Raw genomic sequence first — 20,429 nt, 5'->3', positions numbered from 1 at the left:
GATCGACGCAGAAGATCCTGACACCGGGGTAATCCGTGAAAAAGCTCTCCGCACGACGACGCCATCCGCTGGCGGCGGTCGTCGTCCTACTCTTCGCGCTGGCGGTCACCGGGGGGCTGTACGCCGCGTTCGCGCCGGCCGAGTCGGCCAAGGCCGACGACACCGCCCAGTCCCTCGCCATCGAGGAGGGCAAGAAGCTGTACTCCGTGGGCTGCGCAAGCTGCCACGGAACCGGCGGTCAGGGCACCACCGACGGCCCGAGCCTGGTCGGCGTGGGCGCCGCGGCGGTCGACTTCCAGGTCGCCACCGGCCGTATGCCGCTGCAGCAGCAGGGCGCCCAGGCGCCCCGCAAGAAGGCCATCTACTCGCAGGCCGAGATCGACCAGCTCGCCGCGTACATCGCTTCCCTGGGCGCGGGCCCCGCGGCCCCGACCAAGAACCAGTACAGCCCCGAGGGCGCCGACATCGCCAAGGGCGGGGAGCTCTTCCGTACGAACTGCGCCCAGTGCCACAACTTCGTCGGCAAGGGTGGCGCGCTCTCGAACGGCAAGTACGCCCCGTCGCTCGAGGGCGTCGACCCGAAGCACATCTACGAGGCCATGCAGACGGGCCCGCAGAACATGCCTTCCTTCCCCGACACCACGATGTCGGAGAAGAACAAGAAGGACATCATCGCGTACCTCGACACGGTCAACAGCGACAAGACCAAGAGCCCGGGCGGCCTCGAGCTGGGCGGGCTGGGCCCGGTCAGTGAGGGTCTGTTCGCGTGGATCTTCGGTCTGGGCGCGCTGGTCGCCGTCGCCATCTGGGTCGCCGCCCACACCGCCAAGGCCAAGAAGTCATGAGTAGCCAAGACATTCCAGAAGAGACCCTGCCGAGCACGCAGGGCGACGCGCACAAGGGTGTTGCAGCGACCTCCGGCGACCCGTTCGCCGACCCGGGGATCCCGCCGCACGAGCCCCGTATCCAGGACATCGACGAGCAGGCCGCCAAGCGCTCCGAGCGCGTGGTCGCGTTCCTGTTCCTGCTGTCCATGCTGGCCACGGTGGGCTTCATCGCCTCGTACGTGACCCTGCCGGTCGACAAGAGCATCTACGTCTTCCCGATCGGTCACATCAGCGCTCTGAACTTCTCGCTGGGGCTCACCCTCGGCGTGGCGCTGTTCTGCATCGGCGCGGGCGCGGTCCACTGGGCCCGCACCCTGATGTCCGACGTCGAGCACGCGGACGAGCGTCACCCGATCGAGGCCTCGCCCGAGGTCAAGGCCAAGGTCATGGCCGACTTCGCCGCCGGTGCGGAGGAGTCGACGTTCGGCCGCCGCAAGCTGCTGCGCAACACCATGTTCGGCGCGCTGGCCCTGGTGCCGCTCTCCGGCGTGGTCCTGCTGCGCGACCTCGGTCCGCTGCCGGGCACCAAGCTCCGCAAGACCGCCTGGTCCGAGGGCAAGATGCTCATCAACCAGAACACGATGCAGCCGCTGCGTCCCGAGGACATCGCGGTCGGCTCCCTCACCTTCGCCATGCCCGAGGGCATGAAGGAGGAGGACCACGACTTCCAGCAGGAGATCGCCAAGGCGGCCCTGATGATCATCCGGCTGCAGCCGGAGAACATCAAGGACAAGCGCGAGCTCGACTGGTCGGCGGACGGCATCGTCGCGTTCTCCAAGATCTGCACGCACGTCGGCTGCCCGATCAGCCTCTACGAGCAGCAGACCCACCACGTGCTGTGCCCGTGCCACCAGTCGACCTTCGACCTCTCCGACGGCGGTCGAGTCATCTTCGGCCCGGCCGGTCATGCCCTTCCGCAGCTGCGGATCAAGGTCAATGACAAGGGCTACCTCGAGGCCATGGGCGACTTCGCCGAGCCCGTCGGTCCTGCCTTCTGGGAGCGCGGATGAGCAACAACGACAATCGCCGCAAGGCGCCCGCGGGTGAGCGGGTCGCCGACTGGGCCGACGGCCGGCTGGGCATCTACAGCCTGGCCAAGGTCAACATGCGGAAGATCTTCCCGGACCACTGGTCCTTCATGCTGGGCGAGGTCTGCCTCTACAGCTTCGTGATCATCATCCTCACGGGTGTGTATCTGACGCTGTTCTTCCACCCCAGCATGAACGAGGTCGTCTACCACGGCTCGTACGTGCCCATGCAGGGCATGCACATGTCCGAGGCGTTCAAGTCGACCGTGGACATCAGCTTCGACGTCCGTGGCGGTCTGCTCATCCGGCAGATCCACCACTGGGCGGCGCTGATCTTCCTCGCCGGCATGTTCGTGCACATGATGCGCGTCTTCTTCACGGGCGCGTTCCGCAAGCCGCGTGAGATCAACTGGCTGTTCGGCTTCCTGCTGTTCGTCCTCGGCATGTTCACCGGCTTCACCGGTTACTCGCTGCCGGACGACCTGCTCTCGGGCACCGGTGTCCGCTTCATGGAGGGCGCGATCCTGTCGTTCCCCATCGTGGGCACGTACATCTCGATGTTCCTCTTCGGCGGCGAGTTCCCCGGCTCGGACTTCGTGCCGCGGTTCTTCTCGATCCACGTCCTGCTGCTGCCGGGCATCATGCTCGGCCTGCTGGTGGCGCACCTGATCCTGGTCTTCTACCACAAGCACACGCAGTTCCCCGGCCCCGGCCGGACGAACAAGAACGTGGTCGGCATGCCGCTGCTGCCGGTCTACATGGCCAAGGCCGGAGGCTTCTTCTTCCTGGTCTTCGGTGTGATCGCGGCCATCGCGGCCATCGCGACGATCAACCCGATCTGGGCCATCGGCCCGTACCGTCCGGACCAGGTGTCCACCGGTGCGCAGCCCGACTGGTACATGGGCTTCGCCGAAGGCCTCATCCGAGTGATGCCGGGCTGGGAGATCAACGTCGCGGGCCACACGTTCGTCCTGGGCGTGTTCATCCCGATGATGATCTTCCCGCTGGTCCTCGCGGCCATCGCGGTCTACCCGTTCATCGAGTCCTGGGTCACCGGCGACAAGCAGGAGCACCACCTGCTGGACCGCCCGCGCAACGCCCCGACGCGCACCGCGTTCGGCGTCGCCTGGCTGACCGCCTACATGGTGATGATGGTCGGTGGTGGAAACGACCTGTGGGCCACCCACTTCCACCTGTCGATCAACGCCATCACCTGGTTCGTCCGGATCGGCTTCTTCGTCGGCCCGGTGCTCGCCTTCATCGCCACGCGCCGGATCTGCATGGGCCTCCAGCGCCGCGACAAGGACAAGGTGCTGCACGGACGCGAGTCCGGCATCATCAAGCGCCTGCCGCACGGTGAGTTCGTCGAGGTCCACGAGCCGCTCTCGCAGGAGCAGCTGCACACGCTCACCGCGCACGAGCAGCCGCGCCCGCTGGAGCTGGAGCCCGAGGTGGACGAGAACGGCGTCGCCCGCAAGGTGACGGCGTCCCAGAAGCTCCGCGTGAAGCTCTCCCAGGGCTTCTACGGCGAGGGGAAGCAGATCCCCAAGGCCACCGCGGAGGAGTACCAGGAGATCACCAGCGGCCACGGCCACCACTGATCCCCGCCCGCTGATCACTGATCGCCACGGCAAGAGCCCCGTCCTCTCCCGGACGGGGCTCTTCGCCGTCCCGGGACCTGGATAGGCTTGACCGGAACAAGCAGTGGGCCCGGCACAGCGGGTCCACCGGCGACCGACCACCAGGAGTGTGGACCATGAACGTTGCGACCCCGGCAGGCGGCGAGCGCTCGGTGGCCACGTCCTGGCCGGGCGTCCTGGAGGCCCTGCTGAACCGGGTGGACCTGACCGCCGACGAGACCGCCTGGGCCATGGACCGCATCATGCGCGGCGAGGCCACCGACGCCCAGATCGCCGGGTTCGCGGTGGCGCTGCGCGCCAAGGGCGAGACGGTCGCCGAGATCGCCGGCCTGGTCCGCACGATGTACGCGCACGCCAACCTCATCGAGGTGCCGGGCCCCAGCGTGGACATCGTGGGCACCGGCGGCGACAACGCCCGGACCGTCAACATCTCCACCATGTCCTCGATCGTGGTGGCCGGCACCGGCGCGAAGGTGGTCAAGCACGGCAACCGCGCCGCCTCGTCCGCCAGCGGCGCCTCCGACGTGCTGGAGAAGCTGGGGGTCAATCTGGACCTCACCCCGAAGCGGGTGGTGGAGGTGGCCGAGGAGGCCGGCATCACCTTCTGCTTCGCCGTGAAGTTCCACCCGGCGCTGCGCCATGTCGCCCCAGCCCGCCGGGAGCTGGGCATCCGCACCACGTTCAACGTCCTGGGCCCGCTGACCAACCCGGCGCGGGTACGGGCGCAGGCCACGGGCGTCGCGGACGCGCGGATGGCGCCGATCCTGGCCGGGGTGCTCGCCGAGCGCGGCTCGTCCGCGCTGGTCTTCCGCGGCGACGACGGCCTGGACGAGCTGACCACCACCGCCACGTCGAGGGTGTGGGTCGTGCGCGACGGCGCCGTGCGCGAGGAGGCCTTCGACCCCCGGGAGGTGGGGATCGACCTGGTGCCGGTGGAGGCCCTGCGGGGCGCCGACGCCTCGTACAACGCCGATGTCGCCCGGCGGCTGCTCGCGGGGGAGACCGGGCCGGTGCGCGACGCGGTGCTGCTCAACTCGGCGGCCGCGCTGGTCGCGCTGTCGCCGGCGGACGCCCCGCTGGCGGAGCAGATCCGCGCGCAGCTGGCGCGGGCGGCCGAGTCGATCGACTCCGGCGCGGCCCGGCGGGTGCTCGAGCGCTGGGTCTCGGCCAGCAACGCCTGAGCGACTCCGGGGGATGTGACGGGGGCGCGGTCCGCGATGCGGACCGCGCCCTTGCGCGTGGAAGATCGTGTGGCATGATGCTGGGCAGGTCACGAGTGACAGCGCTTCGGCCCCGGCCTGCTGTCCGGCAACCCTCCTTCCGTGGCGGGGTGCCCCGGGTGATGACCGGGCCGCAGGCAGTGAGGTCTGCGGCAAGCGCGGATCCCTCGCCAGGGATCCTGGTTGCCGAGGGAGTTCCTTCCATGACGCAGCGAATGCGATAGGGCCGCAGCGGCCCCTTCTCCGGTACGTCCGTGCCGCCCCCGTCCGCCGGTGGGCGCGCGCGTCTCCTCCTCCTCTCATCCCCGCCGGGAGAATTCGCCATGTCAGCATGCCCTGCCGCCGTCCTGCCCGCCACCGCCGAACCGCTGCCCGTGCTGGGCCGGGACGTCCGGGTCCCGCTCGTCACCGGCGGCGACGTGCCGTACGCCGCCCTCGACTACGCCGCCAGCGCCCCGGCGTTGCAGCGGGTCTGGGACGACGTCGCCGCCTACGCGCCCTACTACGGCAGCGTCCACCGGGGCGCCGGGTACCTCTCGCAGCTGTCCACCGACCTCTTCGAGAACAGCCGGGCCGCGGTGGCCGGCTTCCTGGGCTGCCGGCCGGACGACCAGGTGCTGTTCACCCGGTCCACCACCGACTCGCTCAACCTGCTGGCGGCCGTGCTGCCCGCCGGCTGCCGGGTGTTCGTCTTCGAGACCGAGCACCACGCGGCCCTGCTGCCCTGGACGCGCCGCCCGGAGGTGGCCGTGACCGTCCTGGGCGCCCCGCGCTCGCCCGGCGAGGCGGTCGAGGCGCTGGAGCGGGCGCTCGCCGACCGTGAGCCGTACGGCCCGGCGCTGGTCTGTGTGACGGGTGCCTCCAATGTGACCGGTGAGCTGTGGCCGGTCCGGGAGCTGGCGGCGGCCGCGCACGCGCACGGCGCGCGGATCGTGCTGGACGCGGCGCAGCTGGCTCCCCATCACCCGGTGGACGTGGCCGCGCTGGACGTCGACTGGGTCGCCTTCTCCGGGCACAAGCTCTACGCGCCGTTCGGCTCCGGGGTGCTGGCCGGCCGCGCGGACTGGCTGCGGGACGCCGAGCCGTACCTGGCGGGCGGCGGCGCCAGCCGTTCCGTGGTGCGCGGGACGGACGGCGCGGTGGCGGTCGAGTGGCACGGGACCGAGGCCCGGCACGAGGCCGGGTCGCCCAACGTCATCGGCGCCTACGCCATCGCCTCCGCCTGCCGGGCGCTCCAGGAGGCGGGCTTCGAGCGGCTGGTGGAGCGCGAGCGGGAGCTCCTCGCCCGGGTGCGCGCGGGGCTGGCCGCGGTGCCCGGGGTACGGGTGCTGTCGCTGTTCGGCGACGACGCCCCGCGGGTGGGCGTGCTCTCCTTCGTCGTGGAGGGCTGGAACAGCTCGCACTTCGCGGCGGCCCTGTCCGCCGAGTACGGCATCGGGGTGCGCGACGGCCTTTTCTGCGCCCATCCGCTGGTCCGGACGCTGCTGGGCGGCGAGCGGGACGAGCCCGGCGCCTGCGGGGAGGCGGACGGGGACCGGCCGCTCAACGCGATCCGCGTGAGCTTCGGGGCCGGGACGCCCGACGAGCACGTCGAGCGGTTCACCGGGGCCGTGCGGGAGCTGGTGGCGCACGGGGCGCGCTGGCTCTACCGCACGGAGGGCGGCCGCTGCGTCCCGGACGCCCGTACGGAGGCGGCGGCCTGACGCTCCGTCAGCTGTCGAGGCCGATCGCGAAGGCGGCCTCCAGGTCGTGCTGGGAGTAGGTGCGGAAGGCGATGTGGGTCTCCGTCGAGGCCACGCCGGGGATCTTGCTGATCCGGCCCGGGATGACGTCCGCGAGGTCGTCGTGCCGGGCCACCCGCACCATGGCGATCAGATTGTGGGCGCCGGTGACGGAGTAGACCTCGCTGACGCCCTCCAGCGAGGCGATCTTCTCGGCGACCTCGGGGATGCGGTCCACGTCGGTCCTGATGAGCACGATCGAGGTGATCACGTCGGTTCTTCTCCTGTTCCGGCCGGGGGTCCGGGGGGTGTCCCCCGGGAAGACACAGTAGTCGCACGCGTCCGGCAGACCCAGGCGTAGCCGAACCCCAGGCAGAAGCCCAGGACGTGGGCCAGATGGGCGACCCCGGGCGACCCGGCGTCGGTGCCCGTCGCCAGCCACTGCAACCCGAACCAGAACAACAGGACGGCCCAGGCCGGAAAGCGCAGCGGCACGAAGAAGAGGAACGGGAAGAGGCTGGTGACCCGGGCTCTGGGGAAGAGATGGAGGAACGCGCCCAGGACCCCGGAGACGGCGCCGGACGCCCCCACGAGGGTGCGCCCGGAGCCGGCGTGCACGGCCGCGTAGCCGAACAGGGCCAGGGCGCCGGTCAGCAGGTAGCACAGCGCGAAGTCGGTGCGGCCCATGCGGGCCTCGGTCATGGCGCCGAAGACGAAGAGGAAGAGCATGTTGCCCAGCAGATGCAGCCAGTTGCCGTGCACGAACAGCGCGGTCAGCAGTGTGCACAGAGCCGAGGGCGAGCCCTGCCACAGCTGGTTCGGGACCACACCCCAGCGTTCGAAATAGGCCGTCTGGGCGGACAGCAGTCCCGGCCCGGTGCCATGGGCCGGATTCAGGCCGGACGCCGGCCCGGCGAGGAAGACCAGGCCGCACCCGGCCAGAAGCGTCCAGGTCACCCAGGGGGCGCCCGGCCGGCGCAGGGCTCCAGCCAATCTGATCATGGCGAGATCATGTCGTACCGGGCGCAACCGGCACAGAGTGCCTCGCCGGTCCGTCCCCCGCCCCCCGGGGCCCGGCGGTCGGCGACCGGCAGGCCGTAGGGTGGACCGGGCGTGGGTATCCGAAGAACGGGAGCGATGAAGCGGTGGTGGAGCACACGGACGGCGTGGAGGCGGCCGGTGACGCCGGCGGGGCCGACGACGGCGTCAGCGAGGTGCTCGACCGGCCCCTGCCCGAGGGGATCAGGCGGCGCGTCATCGGCCTGGTCGCCGAGGCCTTCGGCGGGCTGACCGTCGCGGAACTCCCCGCCCAGCTCAGGCAGTACGCCCGCTTCACCCCCACCCGGCGGGCCAAGTTCGCCGGGAACGCCATGGCCGCCGCCGTCGAGAGCGACCCCGCCTTCCGGCAGCGGATCTCCGCCCGGCTGCGCGAGAGCGGCTCGGAGCTGGCCGAGGCGCTCGACGCCGGCTCGCCGCCCGCCGCGGCCGACCCGGAGGACGTGGCCGCCATGGCCTTCGTGCTGCGCCCCGCCGGCTGGGTCAAGCTGGTCACCGCCGCCGGCGAGGAGGCCCAGCGGGCCACCGCCGAACGGGCGGGCGAGGAGGCCCAGCGCGAACTGCGCCGGCTGCGCGAGACGCTGGCCCAGGCCCGGGACGAGGCCCGCACGGAGACCGAGCGCGTCCGCGCCGAACTCGAGGCCTCCCGCAAGGAGGCCGAATCGCTTCAGCGCAAGCTGCGCAGCGCGATCAGCGACGTCCGCCGCGGCGAGGCGGCGCTGCGCGGGGCGCGGGCCGAGCTGGAGTCCGCGCGCGCGGAGGCCACCGCCGAGAAGGCCGCGGCCGCCGGCGAGCTGCGCCGCGTCAAGGCCCGCCTCGCGGAGGCCGAGGCCGCGCTGGAGGCCGGCCGCCGGGCCGTGCGCGAGGGGCGCAGCGTCGAGGACATGCGGCTGCGGCTGCTGCTCGACACGGTGCTGGACGCCGCCCAGGGCCTGCGCCGCGAACTGGCGCTGCCGCCCGCCACCATCCACCCGGCCGACACCGTCGACGCGGTGCAGCCGGGCACCATGACACCCCGGGACATCGCCACCCGCGCCCTGTCGGAGACCGATCCGGCGCTGCTCGACCAGCTGCTGGCGCTGCCTCAGGCGCATCTGGTCGTCGACGGCTACAACGTCACCAAGACCGGCTACCCCACGATGCCGCTCGACAAGCAGCGGCTGCGCCTGCTCGGCGGCCTGGCGATGCTGGCCGCCCAGACCGGCGCCGAGGTCACCTGCGTCTTCGACGGCGCCGAGCTCGCGGCGCCGGTGCTGCTCGCCCCGCCGCGCGGGGTGCGGGTGCTCTTCAGCAAGCCCGGGGTGACCGCCGATGAGCTGATCCGCCAGCTGGTGCGGGCCGAGCCGCCGGGCCGCCCGGTCGTGGTGGTCTCCACCGACCGCGAGGTCGCGGACGGCGTCGCCAAGGTGGGGGCCCGGCCCGTGGCGTCGGCCCTGCTGCTGAAACGCCTCGCCCGCACCTGAGCCCCGGACGGGTCACGTCACACCGCCCGTACGGGTGAATCACGCCGCCGGCCGCTGACCGTGCGCCCCGCCGGTGACCTGCGCCTTGGGCAGGGTGCCGGATTTGCCCGGGGGTGGCTCTTTGAACGGAAGGTGAGCACGCCGCTACTGTCTGCCGCGCGGTGCCCGCCCGTCGTCCGCCCGCCACCGGGCGGCAGGGTCCGCACACAGTGGAAGGGAGTGCGGCACCCCGTGGCGTTCCACCGCCGTCCCGCGCAGTCCGGTCTCACCCAGAGCGTCCGGGTCACCGTCCTGTCGGCCGCCGTCGCCACCGCGGCGGCGGCCCTCTCGGCGGCCCCGGCCACCGCCCGGCCCGGGGGTGACGCCGAGACGGCGGAGGGCCGGGGAACGGTGAAGGCGCGGCTCGACCGGCTCTACGAACAGGCCGAGCGGGCCACCGAGAAGTACAACGCCGCCGGGGAACGCGCCCACGCCCTGCGCGAGCGGGTGGAACGGGCCGCCGGCCGGGTCGCGCGCGGCCAGGAGAAGGTCAACCGGATGCGCACCGACCTCGGCATGATCGCCACCGCCCAGTACCGCAGCGGCGCCGTCGACCCCGCGCTCGGCCTGCTGCTCTCCTCCGACCCCGACGGCTACCTCGACAAGGCCGCCACGCTCGACCGCATTACTGGCCGGCAGGCCGAGAAGCTGCGGGCCCTGATGGCCGCCCAGCGCGCCCTGCGCCAGGAGCGGCAGGAGGCCACCCGTACCCTCGCCGAACTGGAGGAGAGCCGCCGGGCCGTCGAACGGCACAAGCACGCCGTGGAGGCACGGCTGGGCGCCGCGCGCCGGCTGCTCAACTCCCTGCCCGAGGCCGACCGGGTGGAGTACGCCCGTTCCTCCCGCGCCGCCGATCGCCCGGCCGGCGCCGCCCACGTACCGGCCGCGCCGGGCCCGCAGGCCCTGGCCGCCGGTTCCGGCCGGGGCTGGGCCGCCGTCATGGCGGTGCGTCAGGCGGTCGGCTCCCCGTATGCCTGGGGCGCGACGGGCCCCGGCGCCTTCGACTGCTCGGGGCTGATGCAGTGGGCCTACGGGCGGGCCGGGGTCGGGCTCCCGCGCACCTCGCAGGCCCAGCGCAACGCCGGGCGCCGGGTCCCGCTGTCCGAGGCCCGCCCCGGCGACCTGGTCATCTACCGGGACGACGCCAGCCACGTGGGCATGTACGTGGGCAACGGACAGGTCGTCCACGCCCCCTACCCCGGGGCGCGGGTGCGCTACGACCCGGCCGACATGATGCCGATCTCCTCCGTCACCCGGCCTTAGGGCCTGCCCGGCGCGCCCCGGCCCGTACGATGCGGGCGTGACGGGCAGGCGGCGCGGGAGGCGGCGGGCGGCGCGCCGCCTGGTGGCGGTGGCGCTCGCCCTGCACGTCCTCGCCGGGTGCGGCGCCGGCGTGCCGGAGCGGGCGGACGGCGGCGACCGGTCGGTCCAGCGGCTGCTGGACCGCTGGGGCCGGGCCGTGCGCGAGCGCGACGAGCACGCCTTCCTGGCCGCCGTCGACCCCACCGCCACCGCCTACCGCGACCAGCGGCGGCAGGCCCTCACCAACCTCGGTGCCGTCCCGCTCGCCTCCTGGGAGTACCGCCTCGTCCGCACCGAGGCCCGGGGCACCGGTCGGCTCGTCGCCGAGACGGAGCTGCGCTACCGCCTCGCCGGCTACGACACCGCGCCCGTGACCGCCCCGCTCCGGCTGAACCTCGTGCGCCGGGACGGCCGCTGGTACGTGGCCGGGCAGGAGGCCCGTCCCGGCGGCGGGCAGCTGTGGGAGCAGGGCGCGGTCACGGCGGTGCGCGGCCGGCGCAGCCTGGTGCTCGCCGTCGGCCAGGACCAGGAGCGGATGCGGGCGCTCGCCGACCTCGCGGACCGGGCGGTGCCGGCCGTGGACGCCGCGTGGCGCGGCACCTGGGCGCGGCGCGTCGTCGTCGAGATGCCGGCGTCGCTGAGCCGGATGGCGGACCTGCTGGGGGCGCCCGCCTCCCAGTACCGGGGCATCGCCGCCGTGACCACCGGCGAGGCCGGCGGCGCGGGCGCGGCCCCCGCCGACCGCGTCGTCGTCAACCCCGAGGCGTACGGGGTGCTGGGCGCGTCCGGCCGCCGGGTGGTGCTCACCCACGAGACCGCGCACGTCGCCACCCGCGCCGCGACCTCCCCGGCCACCCCGCTGTGGCTCTCCGAGGGCTTCGCCGACTGGGCCGCCTACCGGGGCACGGGCCGTACGGCCCGCCAGGCCGCGCCCGAACTGGCGACCGCCGTCGCGGCGGGCCGGGGCCCGCAGCGGCTGCCGGAGGACGCCGACTTCGGCTTCGCCGGGGAGGCCGGCCGGCTGGCCCGGGCGTACGAGGAGGGGTGGCTGGCCTGCCGCATGATCGCGGAGCGCTGGGGGGAGGAGAAGCTCGTCGCGTTCTACCGGGCGGTGGGGGAGCGGCGGCAGCGCGCGGGGGCCGTGGAGGGGGCCATGGAGTCCGTCCTGGGAGTGGACCCGGAGGCCTTCACGGAACGGTGGCGGTCGTACGTGGCGAAGGCCTTCTGACCTCGCCCCGCCTCACCCCGGCACCAGGGCCGAGTGGCGCTCGGCCGGCGGCTCCGGCTCCTCCTCGGCCGTCCGGCCCTCCGTCACCGTCTCCCGCCACAGCCGCCGGCAGGAGATCACCGTCGCCGCCACCAGCAGCGCGTTCCGCAGCGTCAGCGTCGCGACGCCCAGCTTGTCGCTGGCGACCACGTGCGAGAACCAGATGGGGAACTCCAGCTGCGTCAGGGGCGCCGCGATCAGCACGAGCAGCACCGGCAGCCACTGGCGCGGCGTCCGCATCGTCACGCACACCGCCGCCAGGCCGATCAGCCAGACCATGTACTGCGGGCTGATCACCCGGCTGGTCGTGGTGAACAGCAGCACCGACGCGAACGCGGCGTCGTACGGCGTCGTCGCGGTGAAGCGCCGGGCCCGCATCCGCCACAGCACCAGCCAGCCGAAGGCCAGCACGCTCAGCCCCAGCGCCAGCGCGCTGACCGCGTGGACGTGCCGGCCGAGGAACTCCACCGAGCCGTAGTTCAGCCGCGCCTTGCCGTGCCAGCCGGCGTGCCGGGCCAGGTGGAAGACCAGCGAGCCCAGGGACTCCACCTCGGTGCCCCGGTCGCGCTGGAAGGTGAGGAAGGCCAGCGCCCCCGGCATCGCCGCCGTGAAGAACATCGCCAGGCCGCCCGCCGTCACCAGCGCCGCGGTCCACACCGACCGGGTGCGGGGACCGCGCGGCGTGCCCATCAGCAGCAGCACGGGCCAGACCTTGAGCAGCGCCCCGAAGCCCATCAGGGCCCCCGACAGCCGGGCCCGCCGGCCCGCGGCCAGCAGGGCCGCCACCGCCACCGCCGTGACCATCACGTCGTAGCGGGCGTAGACGATCGGGCCGAGCAGCGGGACGCCCACCACCCAGATCCACACCCCCAGCGGGCCCCGCCGGCCGCCGCGCACGGCGTACAGCAGCATGCCCATGACCGCGGCGTCGGCCAGCAGGCACAGGGCGAAGAACGCCGGGGCGTAGTCCAGGAACGGCAGCAGCCCGGGCGCGAGCACGGCCAGCGCGGCGGCCGGCGGGTACTGCCAGGTCACGTCGTCGTAGGGGAAGATCCCGGTGCGCAGGACGCCGTACCAGCCCTGGTAGATCACCTCGATGTCGACGGAGACGTCCGAGCCGGGCATGTCCCACACCCGGAACACGCACATCATCAGAACGGCCCGGGTGGCGGCCCACACCACGATCGAGAGCCGCAGACCAGTGCCCGCCACCATCGTTCACCTCGTCCCTCGGGTCGGCCCGGCCACCACGTGCCGTACACGGTCGGTCGCTGAAAGGAATGATGCCGGTCCCGGGGCCCCGCGGGCGACGGACGTGGCGGGAAGCGGCGCGGTTGACGCCCGATCGCACCCGGTACTGTCGGCGGCGATGCACAAGACCCTCATCGTCACCAATGACTTCCCCCCGCGCCCCGGCGGCATCCAGGCGTTCCTCCACAACATGGCGCTGCGCCTGGACCCGGCGAGCATCGTCGTCTACGCCTCCACCTGGAAGCACGGCCGCGAGGGCGTGGAGGCGACGGCCCGCTTCGACGCCGAGCAGCCGTTCCCGGTGGTCCGCGACCGTACGACCATGCTGCTGCCGACGCCGCGGGTGACCCGGCGCGCCACCTCGCTGCTGCGCGAGCACGGCTGCACCTCGGTGTGGTTCGGCGCCGCCGCCCCCCTGGGGCTGATGGCGCCCGCGCTGCGCCGGGCCGGCGCCCGCCGGCTGGTCGCCACCACCCACGGGCACGAGGCGGGCTGGGCGCAGCTGCCCGCCTCCCGGCAGCTGCTGCGGCGGATCGGCGAGGGCACCGACACGATCACCTATCTGGGGGAGTACACCCGCTCGCGCATCGCCTCGGCGCTGACCGCCGAGGCGGCGGCGCGCATGGTGCAACTGCCGCCCGGCGTGGACGAGAAGACCTTCCACCCCGGCTCCGGCGGCGACGAGGTCCGCGCCCGGCTCGGTCTCACCGACCGCCCGGTCGTCGTCTGCGTCTCCCGGCTGGTGCCGCGCAAGGGCCAGGACACCCTCATCCGGGCCATGCCGCGCGTCCTCGCGGCCGAGCCGGACGCCGTGCTGCTCGTGGTGGGCGGCGGACCCTACGAGAAGGACCTGCGCCGCCTCGCCACCGCCACGGGGGTGGCGCACGCGGTCCGTTTCACCGGCGCGGTGCCGTGGGAGGAGCTGCCCGCGCACTACGGCGCCGGCGACGTCTTCGCCATGCCCTGCCGTACGCGCCGGGGCGGGCTGGACGTCGAGGGGCTCGGCATCGTCTACCTGGAGGCCTCGGCGACCGGGCTGCCCGTGGTCGCCGGCGACTCCGGGGGAGCGCCCGACGCCGTCCTCGACGGCGAGACGGGCTACGTGGTGCGCGGCGGCTCACCCGAGGACGCGGCCGATCGCATCGTCACGCTGCTGGGCGACGCCGAACTGCGCCGCCGCATGGGCGAGCGGGGCCGCGAGTGGGTCGAGGAGCGCTGGCGCTGGGACCTGCTGGCGGAGCGTCTGAAGGCGTTGCTGTAGGGCCGGGGGCCGGGGCGGCGCCCCGGCTACCCGTGGTAGATCGCCTCGATCTCGCCGGCGAAGTCCTTCGCCACGACGTTCCGCTTCAGCTTCAGCGACGGCGTCACATGGCCGGAGGCCTCCGTGAACTGCGCGGGCAGGACGCGGAACTTGCGCACCGACTCGGCCTTGGAGACCGCCGCGTTGCCGTCGTCGACGGCCTTCTGCACGTCCGCCAGCAGCTCCGGGTCGTCCGCCAGCTCGGCGGCCGTGAGCCCGGCGGGCTTGCCGTGCTGCTCCAGCCAGCGCGGCAGGAAGTCCTCGTCGAGGGTGATCAGCGCGCCCACGAACGGCCGTCCGTCGCCCACGACCATGCACTCGGCGACCAGCGCGTGGGCCCGGATGCGGTCCTCGATCACGGCGGGGGCGACGTTCTTGCCGCCGGCCGTGACGATGATCTCCTTCTTGCGACCGGTGATGCTGAGGTAGCCGTCCTCGTCGAGGGTGCCCAGGTCGCCGGTGTGGAACCAGCCGTCCGACATCGCCTCGGCGGTGGCCGCCTCGTTGTTCCAGTAGCCGGAGAAGAGGTGCTCGCCGTGCAGCAGCACCTCGCCGTCGTCGGCGATGCGCACCACCGAGCCCGGCAGCGGCTGGCCCACCGTGCCGATCTTCTGCTTGTCCCAGGGGTTGAAGGCGGTCGCGGCGCACGACTCGGTGAGCCCGTAGCCCTCCAGGACGGTGAAGCCGATGCCCCGGTAGAAGTGGCCGAGCCGCTCGCCCAGCGGGGCGCCGCCGGAGATGGCGTGGGTGGCCTTGCCGCCGAGCACCGCCCGCAGCTTGCCGTAGACCAGCCGGTCGAAGATCTTGTGCTTGATCCGCAGGCCGAAGGAGGGGCCCGCGGGGTCGTCCAGCGCCCGGCTGTAGGCGATGGCGGTGTCGGCCGCCCGGTCGAAGATCTTGCCCTTGCCGTCGGCCTGGGCCTTGGCGCGGGCGCCGTTGTAGACCTTCTCGAAGACCCGCGGCACGCCCAGGATCAGCGACGGCCGGAAGCTCTGGAGGTCGTCGGTGAGGTTGCGGATGTCGCTGACCATGCCCAGGCGGATCGGCGCCAGCATGGCGGCGACCTCCACCAGCCGGCCGAAGACGTGGGCCGCGGGCAGGAACAGCAGCACCGAGTGCTCGCCGGTGTTGAACAGCGGCTTGAGCCGCTCGACGGCGTTGCCGCACTCCGCGAAGAAGTTGCGGTGGCTCAGCACACAGCCCTTGGGGCGGCCCGTGGTGCCCGAGGTGTAGACGATGGTCGCGGGGGAGTCCGCCGTGGCCAGCGCGCTGCGCTCGTCCACGGCCTCGTCGGTGAGCGACGCGCCCGCGGCGCGCAGCCGCTCGACGGCACCGCGGTCGATCTGCCAGATGTTGGCCAGCTCCGGGAGCCGGTCGCGCACCGACTCCACCGCCGCCTCGTGCGCCGCGGTCTCGGTCAGGCAGGCCACCGCGCCGGAGTCGCCGAGGATCCACTGGACCTGCTCGGGCGAGCTGGTCTCGTAGATGGGGACGGTGACGCCGCCCGCGCTCCAGATGGCGAAGTCCATCAGCGCCCACTCGTAGCGGGTGCGCGACAGCAGGCCGATCCGGTCGCCGGGGCGGATGCCGGAGGCCATCAGGCCCTTGGCGACCGCGCGGACATCGGCGAGGAACTCGGTGGCCGTGACGTCCTGCCACTGCCCGTCGACCTTGCGGCCTATCACCACGACATCGGGGTGAAGCGCGGCGTTCCGGCGGATGAGATCCGTCAGGTTTCCGTCCGCTGGGACCTCGTAGAGAGCCGGAAGGCTGAACTCGCGCAAGACTGCTGCTCCTCGTCGGGCGCCGGCGCCGCCGCGTCGTCGAGGGGCGCTGCGTCGGCTGCGGTCCATGATCAGGCAGGGGGTATCGGACTGCCCGGACGTTACCCACCAGTACTCGAATTCGAATAGAGGGGTGCGCCCAGATGTTCCATGCGTCACATGCCACGGGACCGCTCACCGAACCCTAGCCCCTTGCTCGGGTGACCGGGAAGTAACCGCAGGTCGCGGCCCTTCCGGCGGCCCGGGGCAGCGCCTAGGGTGATCCGTATGCGAGTCCATGTGGTCAGCGACGTACACGGCAACGCCGAGGGTCTGGCCCGGGCGGGAGACGGCGCCGACGCCCTGATCTGCCTGGGGGACCTCGTCCTCTTCCTCGACTACGCCGACCACTCGCGCGGCATCTTCCCCGAGCTGTTCGGTGTCGAGGCCGCCGACCGCATCGTCGAGCTGCGCACCGCCCGCCGCTTCGACGAGGCCCGCGCCCTGTCCCGGTCGCTGTGGGACGGCATCGACCGCGAGTACGCCGTCGAGGCCGCGGTCCGCAAGCAGTACGCCGAGCTCTTCGCCGCCTTTCCCACCCCCACCTACGCCACCTACGGCAACGTGGACGTCCCCCCGCTGTGGTCCGAGTACGCCAGGCCCGGCACCACCGTCCTCGACGGCGAGCGCGTCGAGATCGGGGGGCTCGTCTTCGGCTTCGTCGGCGGTGGCCTGCGATCGCCCATGCGCACCCCCTACGAGATCGACGACGAGACGTACGCGGCGAAGCTCGCCGCCCTCGGCGAGGTCGACGTCCTGTGCTCGCACATCCCGCCCGACGTGCCCGAACTCTGCTACGACACCGTCGCCCGCCGCTTCGAGCGGGGCAGCGCGGCCCTGCTGGAGACCATCCGCGCCACCCGCCCCCGGTACGCGCTCTTCGGCCATGTCCACCAGCCGCTGGCGCGCAGGATGCGCGTCGGCGTGACCGAATGCGTCAACGTCGGCCACTTCGCCTCCAGTGGGACACCGTGGGTGCTGGAGTGGTGACGCGCGGCGCGAGGTAGCCTTCACCGGCAGACAAGACGAGGACGCGGACCGGTACGGAGGAGCCACGCAGATGGCGGAACACACCAGCTCGAGCATCACGATCGAGGCCACGCCGGCCCAGGTGATGTCGGTGATCGCCGACTTCGAGCGTTACCCGGAGTGGACCGGCGAGGTCACCCGGGCCGAGGTCCTGGAGAAGGACGAGCGGGGCCGTGCCGCCAAGGTGCGCCTGGTCCTCGACGCCGGCGCCATCAAGGACGACCACACCCTGGCCTACAGCTGGCCCGAGGAGAACGTCGTCCAGTGGTCGCTGGACAAGTCGCAGATGCTGCGCCAGCTCGACGGCTCCTACAGCCTCGCCCCGGCCGCCGGCGGCCGCCACACCGAGGTCACGTACCAGCTGACCGTCGACGTCAAGATCCCCATGCTCGGGATGATCAAGCGCAAGGCGGAGAAGGTCATCATCGACCGCGCCCTCGACGGGCTCAAGAAGCGCGTCGAGAGCGGCCTGGCGTCCTGACCGTCCGGCCGCCGTCAGGCACCCGCCCTCCGGCACCGCCGACCCCACCCGGGTTCCCGCACCACCGCGTTTTCGAACCACTGCACCTCTGACCCATTGCCGGAGGCTCCACCGTGCGTACGGTCCTCGTCACCGGTCCCGGCGGCGCGGGCCGTACCACCGTGGCGGCGGCCACGGCGCTGGCCGCCGCCCGCGCCGGGCGCCGCGTCCTGCTGCTCACCTGCGACCGCGGCCCCGCGCCCGACGCGGTCCTCGGCACCGCCCTGCCCGCCGAGGGCGGCGACACGACCACGCCCTGGGCGCCGCCCGTCGAGGCGGCCCCCGGGCTGTGGGCCGCCCGGATCGGCACCGGCGAGCACTTCCGGGCCCTCGCCCGCGACCTCCAGGACCGCGGCACCTCGCTCTTCGACCTCCTGGGCGCCTCCCCCCTCGACCCCGAGGAGCTCACCGAGCTCCCCGGCGCCGAACCGCTGGCCGTCCTGGCCGCCCTGCGCGCCGCCCACGCCGACGCCTCCTGGGACCTGCTCGTCGTCGACATGCCCCCGGCGCACGAGACCGTGCGGCTGCTCGCCCTGCCCGAACAGCTCGACCGCTACCTGCGCCGCCTGGTGCCCCCCGAGCGTCAGGCCGCGCGCGCCCTGCGGCCCATGCTCGCCCAGCTCGCGGGCGTCCCCATGCCCACGCAGAAGGTGTACGAGACCGTCGAGCGCTGGCAGAACGAGCTGGCCGCCGTCCGCCGCGTCGTCGAGGCCCCGGACACCACCATGCGGCTGGTCGCCGAACCCGGCCCGCTCGCCGCCGACGCCCTGCGCACCGCCCGCGCCGGACTCGCCCTGCAGGGCTGCCGCATCGACTCCCTCGTGGCCAACCGGCTGCTGCCCACCGGCTCCGCCGACCCCTGGCTCGCCGCCCTCGCCGACGAGCAGCGCACCGCCCACAAGGCGCTGAGCGACGCGTTCCTCGCCGACGGCGTCACCGTGCGCGACCTGCCGCACCTCGGCCGCGCCCCGCGCGGCACCGCCGACCTCGCCGTCCTGGCCGCGGGCTGCGCCCCCACCGAGGCCGCGGGCCCGGCCGGCGACCCCTGGACCGTCGAGGACCGGCTGGCCGACGACGGCATGCTGCTCTGGCGCCTCCCGCTGCCCGGCGCGGAGCGCGACGGCCTCGGCCTGGTCCGCCGCGGCGACGAACTGGTCGTCGGCGTCGGCCCCTTCCGCCGGGTCCTGCCGCTGCCCTCCGCGCTGCGCCGCTGCGGCGTCGCCGGCGCCGGACTGCGCGACGGCGAGCTGTGCGTCCGCTTCATACCCGACCCCGGCCTGTGGCCGAGGACTCCCTGAACGGCACCGGTGCGTTCGGGTAACGTCGAAGGAAAATCCACCCGCAGGAGTGCGTCATGAGCGAGACCGACGAGCGCCCCGGCAACGGCCGGACGCCCGACCCCGACGCGTGGGAGCGGGCCTGCGCCGAGGACTTCGCCGCCGAGGAGGCCCGCCGCCGCGCCGGGGCCGGCCGGGGCCAGGAGCCCGGCAGCGCCGCCGAGGAGCTGCGCCGGCTCGTCGACGCCGTCACCGACAAGGTCGCGGGGCTCCAGCTGCCGCTCGCGGCCCGCACAGCCCAGGACGCCGTGCAGCAGCTCCTCACCCAGGCGAAGGCCGCCGTGGAGCCGGTCGTCGAGCGCAACCCCGAGGTCTTCGACCATCTCGCCGCCGCCGGTTCCGAACTGCTCGCCGCCTACCGCGCGGCCGTCCACCGCCAGGAGGCGCGCTGGACCCGCGACGAGCCCGCGCACGCGCCCCGCGAGGGGCGCGAGGGCCGTGACGAGCCGGGGAACGGCGGCGGAACCGAGCGCATCGACCTCGACTGATCTCCCGCTCGGGTACGGTGGGTCGCGGCGGGGTTCGAGCGAAATCCGAGGTACACATGGGACTCACCATCGGCGTCGACATCGGCGGCACGAAGATCGCGGCCGGCGTGGTCGACGAAGAGGGCTCGATCCTCGCGACGTGCAAGGTGCCGACCCCCGACACCCCCGAGGGTGTCATCGACGCCATCGCGGACGCGGTGCGCACGGTCAGCGAGGGCTTCGAGGTCGAGGCCGTCGGCATCGGCGCCGCCGGGTACGTGGACGACAAGCGGGCCACCGTCCTCTTCGCCCCGAACATCAACTGGCGGCACGAGGCGCTCAAGGACAAGGTCGAGCAGCGCGTCGGCCTCCCCGTCGTCGTCGAGAACGACGCCAACGCCGCCGCCTGGGGCGAGTACCGCTTCGGCGCCGGCCAGGGCCACGACGACGTCATCTGCATCACGCTGGGCACCGGCCTCGGCGGCGGCATCATCATCGGCAACAAGCTGCGCCGCGGCCGCTTCGGCGTCGCCGCCGAGTTCGGCCACATCCGGGTCGTCCCCGACGGTCTGCTCTGCGGCTGCGGCAGCCAGGGCTGCTGGGAGCAGTACGCCTCCGGCCGTGCCCTCGTCCGCTACGCCAAGCAGCGCGCCCAGGCCACCCCGGAGAACGCCGAGATCCTGCTGGGCATGGGCGACGGCACCCCCGAGGGCATCGAGGGCAAGCACATCAGCGACGCCGCCCGCCAGGGCGACCCGGTCGCCATCGACTCCTTCCGCGAGCTCGCCCGCTGGGCCGGCGCCGGCCTGGCCGACCTGGCCTCGCTCTTCGACCCCTCGGCGTTCATCGTCGGCGGCGGCGTCTCGGACGAGGGCGACCTGGTCCTCGACCCCATCCGCAAGTCCTTCCGCCGCTGGCTGGTCGGCGGCCAGTGGCGCCCCCACGCGCAGGTCCTCGCCGCGCAGCTGGGCGGCAAGGCCGGCCTGGTGGGCGCGGCCGACCTGGCCCGCCAGGGCTGAACCCGCAAGGAAGCGACACCCGTAAGGAAGCGACACCCGTAAGGAAGCGACTCCGATCGG

Annotated in this window: 18 protein-coding genes and 1 riboswitch; of the genes, 14 read left to right on the top strand and 4 right to left on the bottom strand. The window is 73.3% G+C overall.

Annotated features, from left to right (window positions below):
* The first annotated feature begins 35 nt into the window (after positions 1-35).
* From qcrC to AC07BS_RS18470, 5 genes are all read left to right on the top strand, one after another.
* Positions 36-845 (top strand): cytochrome bc1 complex diheme cytochrome c subunit, encoded by an 810-nt coding sequence (gene qcrC, locus AC07BS_RS18490; RefSeq protein WP_478648068.1) that lies wholly within the window; start codon positions 36-38, stop codon positions 843-845.
* Positions 842-1,897 (top strand): cytochrome bc1 complex Rieske iron-sulfur subunit, encoded by a 1,056-nt coding sequence (gene qcrA, locus AC07BS_RS18485; protein WP_478648069.1) that lies wholly within the window; start codon positions 842-844, stop codon positions 1,895-1,897. Before qcrC ends, qcrA begins: the two co-directional genes overlap by 4 nt.
* Positions 1,894-3,516 carry a cytochrome bc1 complex cytochrome b subunit gene (qcrB, locus tag AC07BS_RS18480; RefSeq protein ID WP_478648071.1) on the top strand — a complete coding sequence of 541 codons (1,623 nt, stop codon included), beginning with the start codon at positions 1,894-1,896 and terminating at the stop codon, positions 3,514-3,516. The genes qcrA and qcrB overlap by 4 nt, the downstream gene beginning before the upstream one ends.
* A 155-nt stretch (positions 3,517-3,671) precedes the next feature.
* Positions 3,672-4,736, top strand: a complete 1,065-nt coding sequence (gene trpD / locus AC07BS_RS18475; RefSeq protein WP_478648072.1) for an anthranilate phosphoribosyltransferase — start codon at positions 3,672-3,674, stop codon at positions 4,734-4,736.
* Positions 4,737-4,823: 87 nt separating this feature from the next.
* Positions 4,824-4,940, top strand: a riboswitch (SAM riboswitch).
* Positions 4,941-5,098: 158 nt separating this feature from the next.
* Positions 5,099-6,478 (top strand): aminotransferase class V-fold PLP-dependent enzyme, encoded by a 1,380-nt coding sequence (locus tag AC07BS_RS18470; protein ID WP_478933195.1) that lies wholly within the window; start codon positions 5,099-5,101, stop codon positions 6,476-6,478.
* Positions 6,479-6,485: 7 nt separating this feature from the next.
* Here the strand turns inward: AC07BS_RS18470 and AC07BS_RS18465 are convergent, their stop codons facing one another.
* Both AC07BS_RS18465 and AC07BS_RS18460 read right to left on the bottom strand, forming a co-directional pair.
* The gene (locus AC07BS_RS18465) at positions 6,486-6,767 is read right to left on the bottom strand and encodes an Lrp/AsnC family transcriptional regulator (RefSeq protein ID WP_478648076.1); all 282 of its coding nucleotides are present in this window, start codon (positions 6,765-6,767) and stop codon (positions 6,486-6,488) included.
* Positions 6,764-7,498, bottom strand: a complete 735-nt coding sequence (locus tag AC07BS_RS18460) for a rhomboid family intramembrane serine protease (RefSeq protein WP_478648078.1) — start codon at positions 7,496-7,498, stop codon at positions 6,764-6,766. The genes AC07BS_RS18465 and AC07BS_RS18460 overlap by 4 nt, the downstream gene beginning before the upstream one ends.
* A 164-nt stretch (positions 7,499-7,662) precedes the next feature.
* Here AC07BS_RS18460 and AC07BS_RS18455 point away from each other — a divergent pair, with 164 nt between their 5' ends.
* The 3 genes from AC07BS_RS18455 (at position 7,663) to AC07BS_RS18445 (ending at position 11,584) form a co-directional block, all read left to right on the top strand.
* On the top strand, positions 7,663-9,015 hold the full coding sequence (locus tag AC07BS_RS18455; protein ID WP_478933225.1) for an NYN domain-containing protein: 1,353 nt from the start codon (positions 7,663-7,665) through the stop codon (positions 9,013-9,015).
* A 231-nt stretch (positions 9,016-9,246) separates the two neighbouring features.
* Positions 9,247-10,317, top strand: a complete 1,071-nt coding sequence (locus tag AC07BS_RS18450; RefSeq protein ID WP_478933192.1) for a C40 family peptidase — start codon at positions 9,247-9,249, stop codon at positions 10,315-10,317.
* Between the two features lie 37 nt (positions 10,318-10,354).
* Positions 10,355-11,584, top strand: a complete 1,230-nt coding sequence (locus AC07BS_RS18445; protein WP_478648082.1) for a hypothetical protein — start codon at positions 10,355-10,357, stop codon at positions 11,582-11,584.
* A gap of 12 nt (positions 11,585-11,596) precedes the next feature.
* Here the strand turns inward: AC07BS_RS18445 and AC07BS_RS18440 are convergent, their stop codons facing one another.
* Positions 11,597-12,838: a glycosyltransferase 87 family protein gene (locus AC07BS_RS18440; RefSeq protein WP_478648084.1), complete on the bottom strand. Its 1,242-nt coding sequence runs from the start codon at positions 12,836-12,838 to the stop codon at positions 11,597-11,599.
* A gap of 154 nt (positions 12,839-12,992) precedes the next feature.
* On the opposite strand from AC07BS_RS18440, the gene AC07BS_RS18435 reads away from it, so the two are divergent.
* Positions 12,993-14,135, top strand: coding sequence for a glycosyltransferase family 4 protein (locus tag AC07BS_RS18435; protein ID WP_478648086.1), 1,143 nt, complete (start codon positions 12,993-12,995; stop codon positions 14,133-14,135).
* A 26-nt stretch (positions 14,136-14,161) separates the two neighbouring features.
* Here the strand turns inward: AC07BS_RS18435 and AC07BS_RS18430 are convergent, their stop codons facing one another.
* Positions 14,162-15,958: an AMP-dependent synthetase/ligase gene (locus AC07BS_RS18430; protein ID WP_478933189.1), complete on the bottom strand. Its 1,797-nt coding sequence runs from the start codon at positions 15,956-15,958 to the stop codon at positions 14,162-14,164.
* A 267-nt stretch (positions 15,959-16,225) separates the two neighbouring features.
* Between AC07BS_RS18430 and AC07BS_RS18425 the strand changes: the two genes are divergently transcribed.
* The 5 genes from AC07BS_RS18425 (at position 16,226) to AC07BS_RS18405 (ending at position 20,369) form a co-directional block, all read left to right on the top strand.
* Positions 16,226-16,987, top strand: a complete 762-nt coding sequence (locus AC07BS_RS18425) for a metallophosphoesterase family protein (RefSeq protein WP_478648089.1) — start codon at positions 16,226-16,228, stop codon at positions 16,985-16,987.
* A gap of 70 nt (positions 16,988-17,057) precedes the next feature.
* The gene (locus AC07BS_RS18420) at positions 17,058-17,507 is read left to right on the top strand and encodes an SRPBCC family protein (RefSeq protein ID WP_478933186.1); all 450 of its coding nucleotides are present in this window, start codon (positions 17,058-17,060) and stop codon (positions 17,505-17,507) included.
* 113 nt (positions 17,508-17,620) lie between these two features.
* Positions 17,621-18,844: an ArsA family ATPase gene (locus tag AC07BS_RS18415; RefSeq protein WP_478933184.1), complete on the top strand. Its 1,224-nt coding sequence runs from the start codon at positions 17,621-17,623 to the stop codon at positions 18,842-18,844.
* Positions 18,845-18,900: 56 nt separating this feature from the next.
* A complete protein-coding gene (locus AC07BS_RS18410; protein ID WP_478648094.1) occupies positions 18,901-19,371 on the top strand; it encodes a DUF5304 domain-containing protein in 471 nt (156 codons plus the stop codon).
* 56 nt (positions 19,372-19,427) lie between these two features.
* Positions 19,428-20,369, top strand: a complete 942-nt coding sequence (locus tag AC07BS_RS18405; RefSeq protein ID WP_478648095.1) for an ROK family glucokinase — start codon at positions 19,428-19,430, stop codon at positions 20,367-20,369.
* The last annotated feature ends 60 nt before the right edge of the window (positions 20,370-20,429 follow it).

The organism is Streptomyces sp. NPDC044063, assembly GCF_056434285.1.
This window is presented reverse-complemented; position numbering and strand designations above follow the sequence as displayed.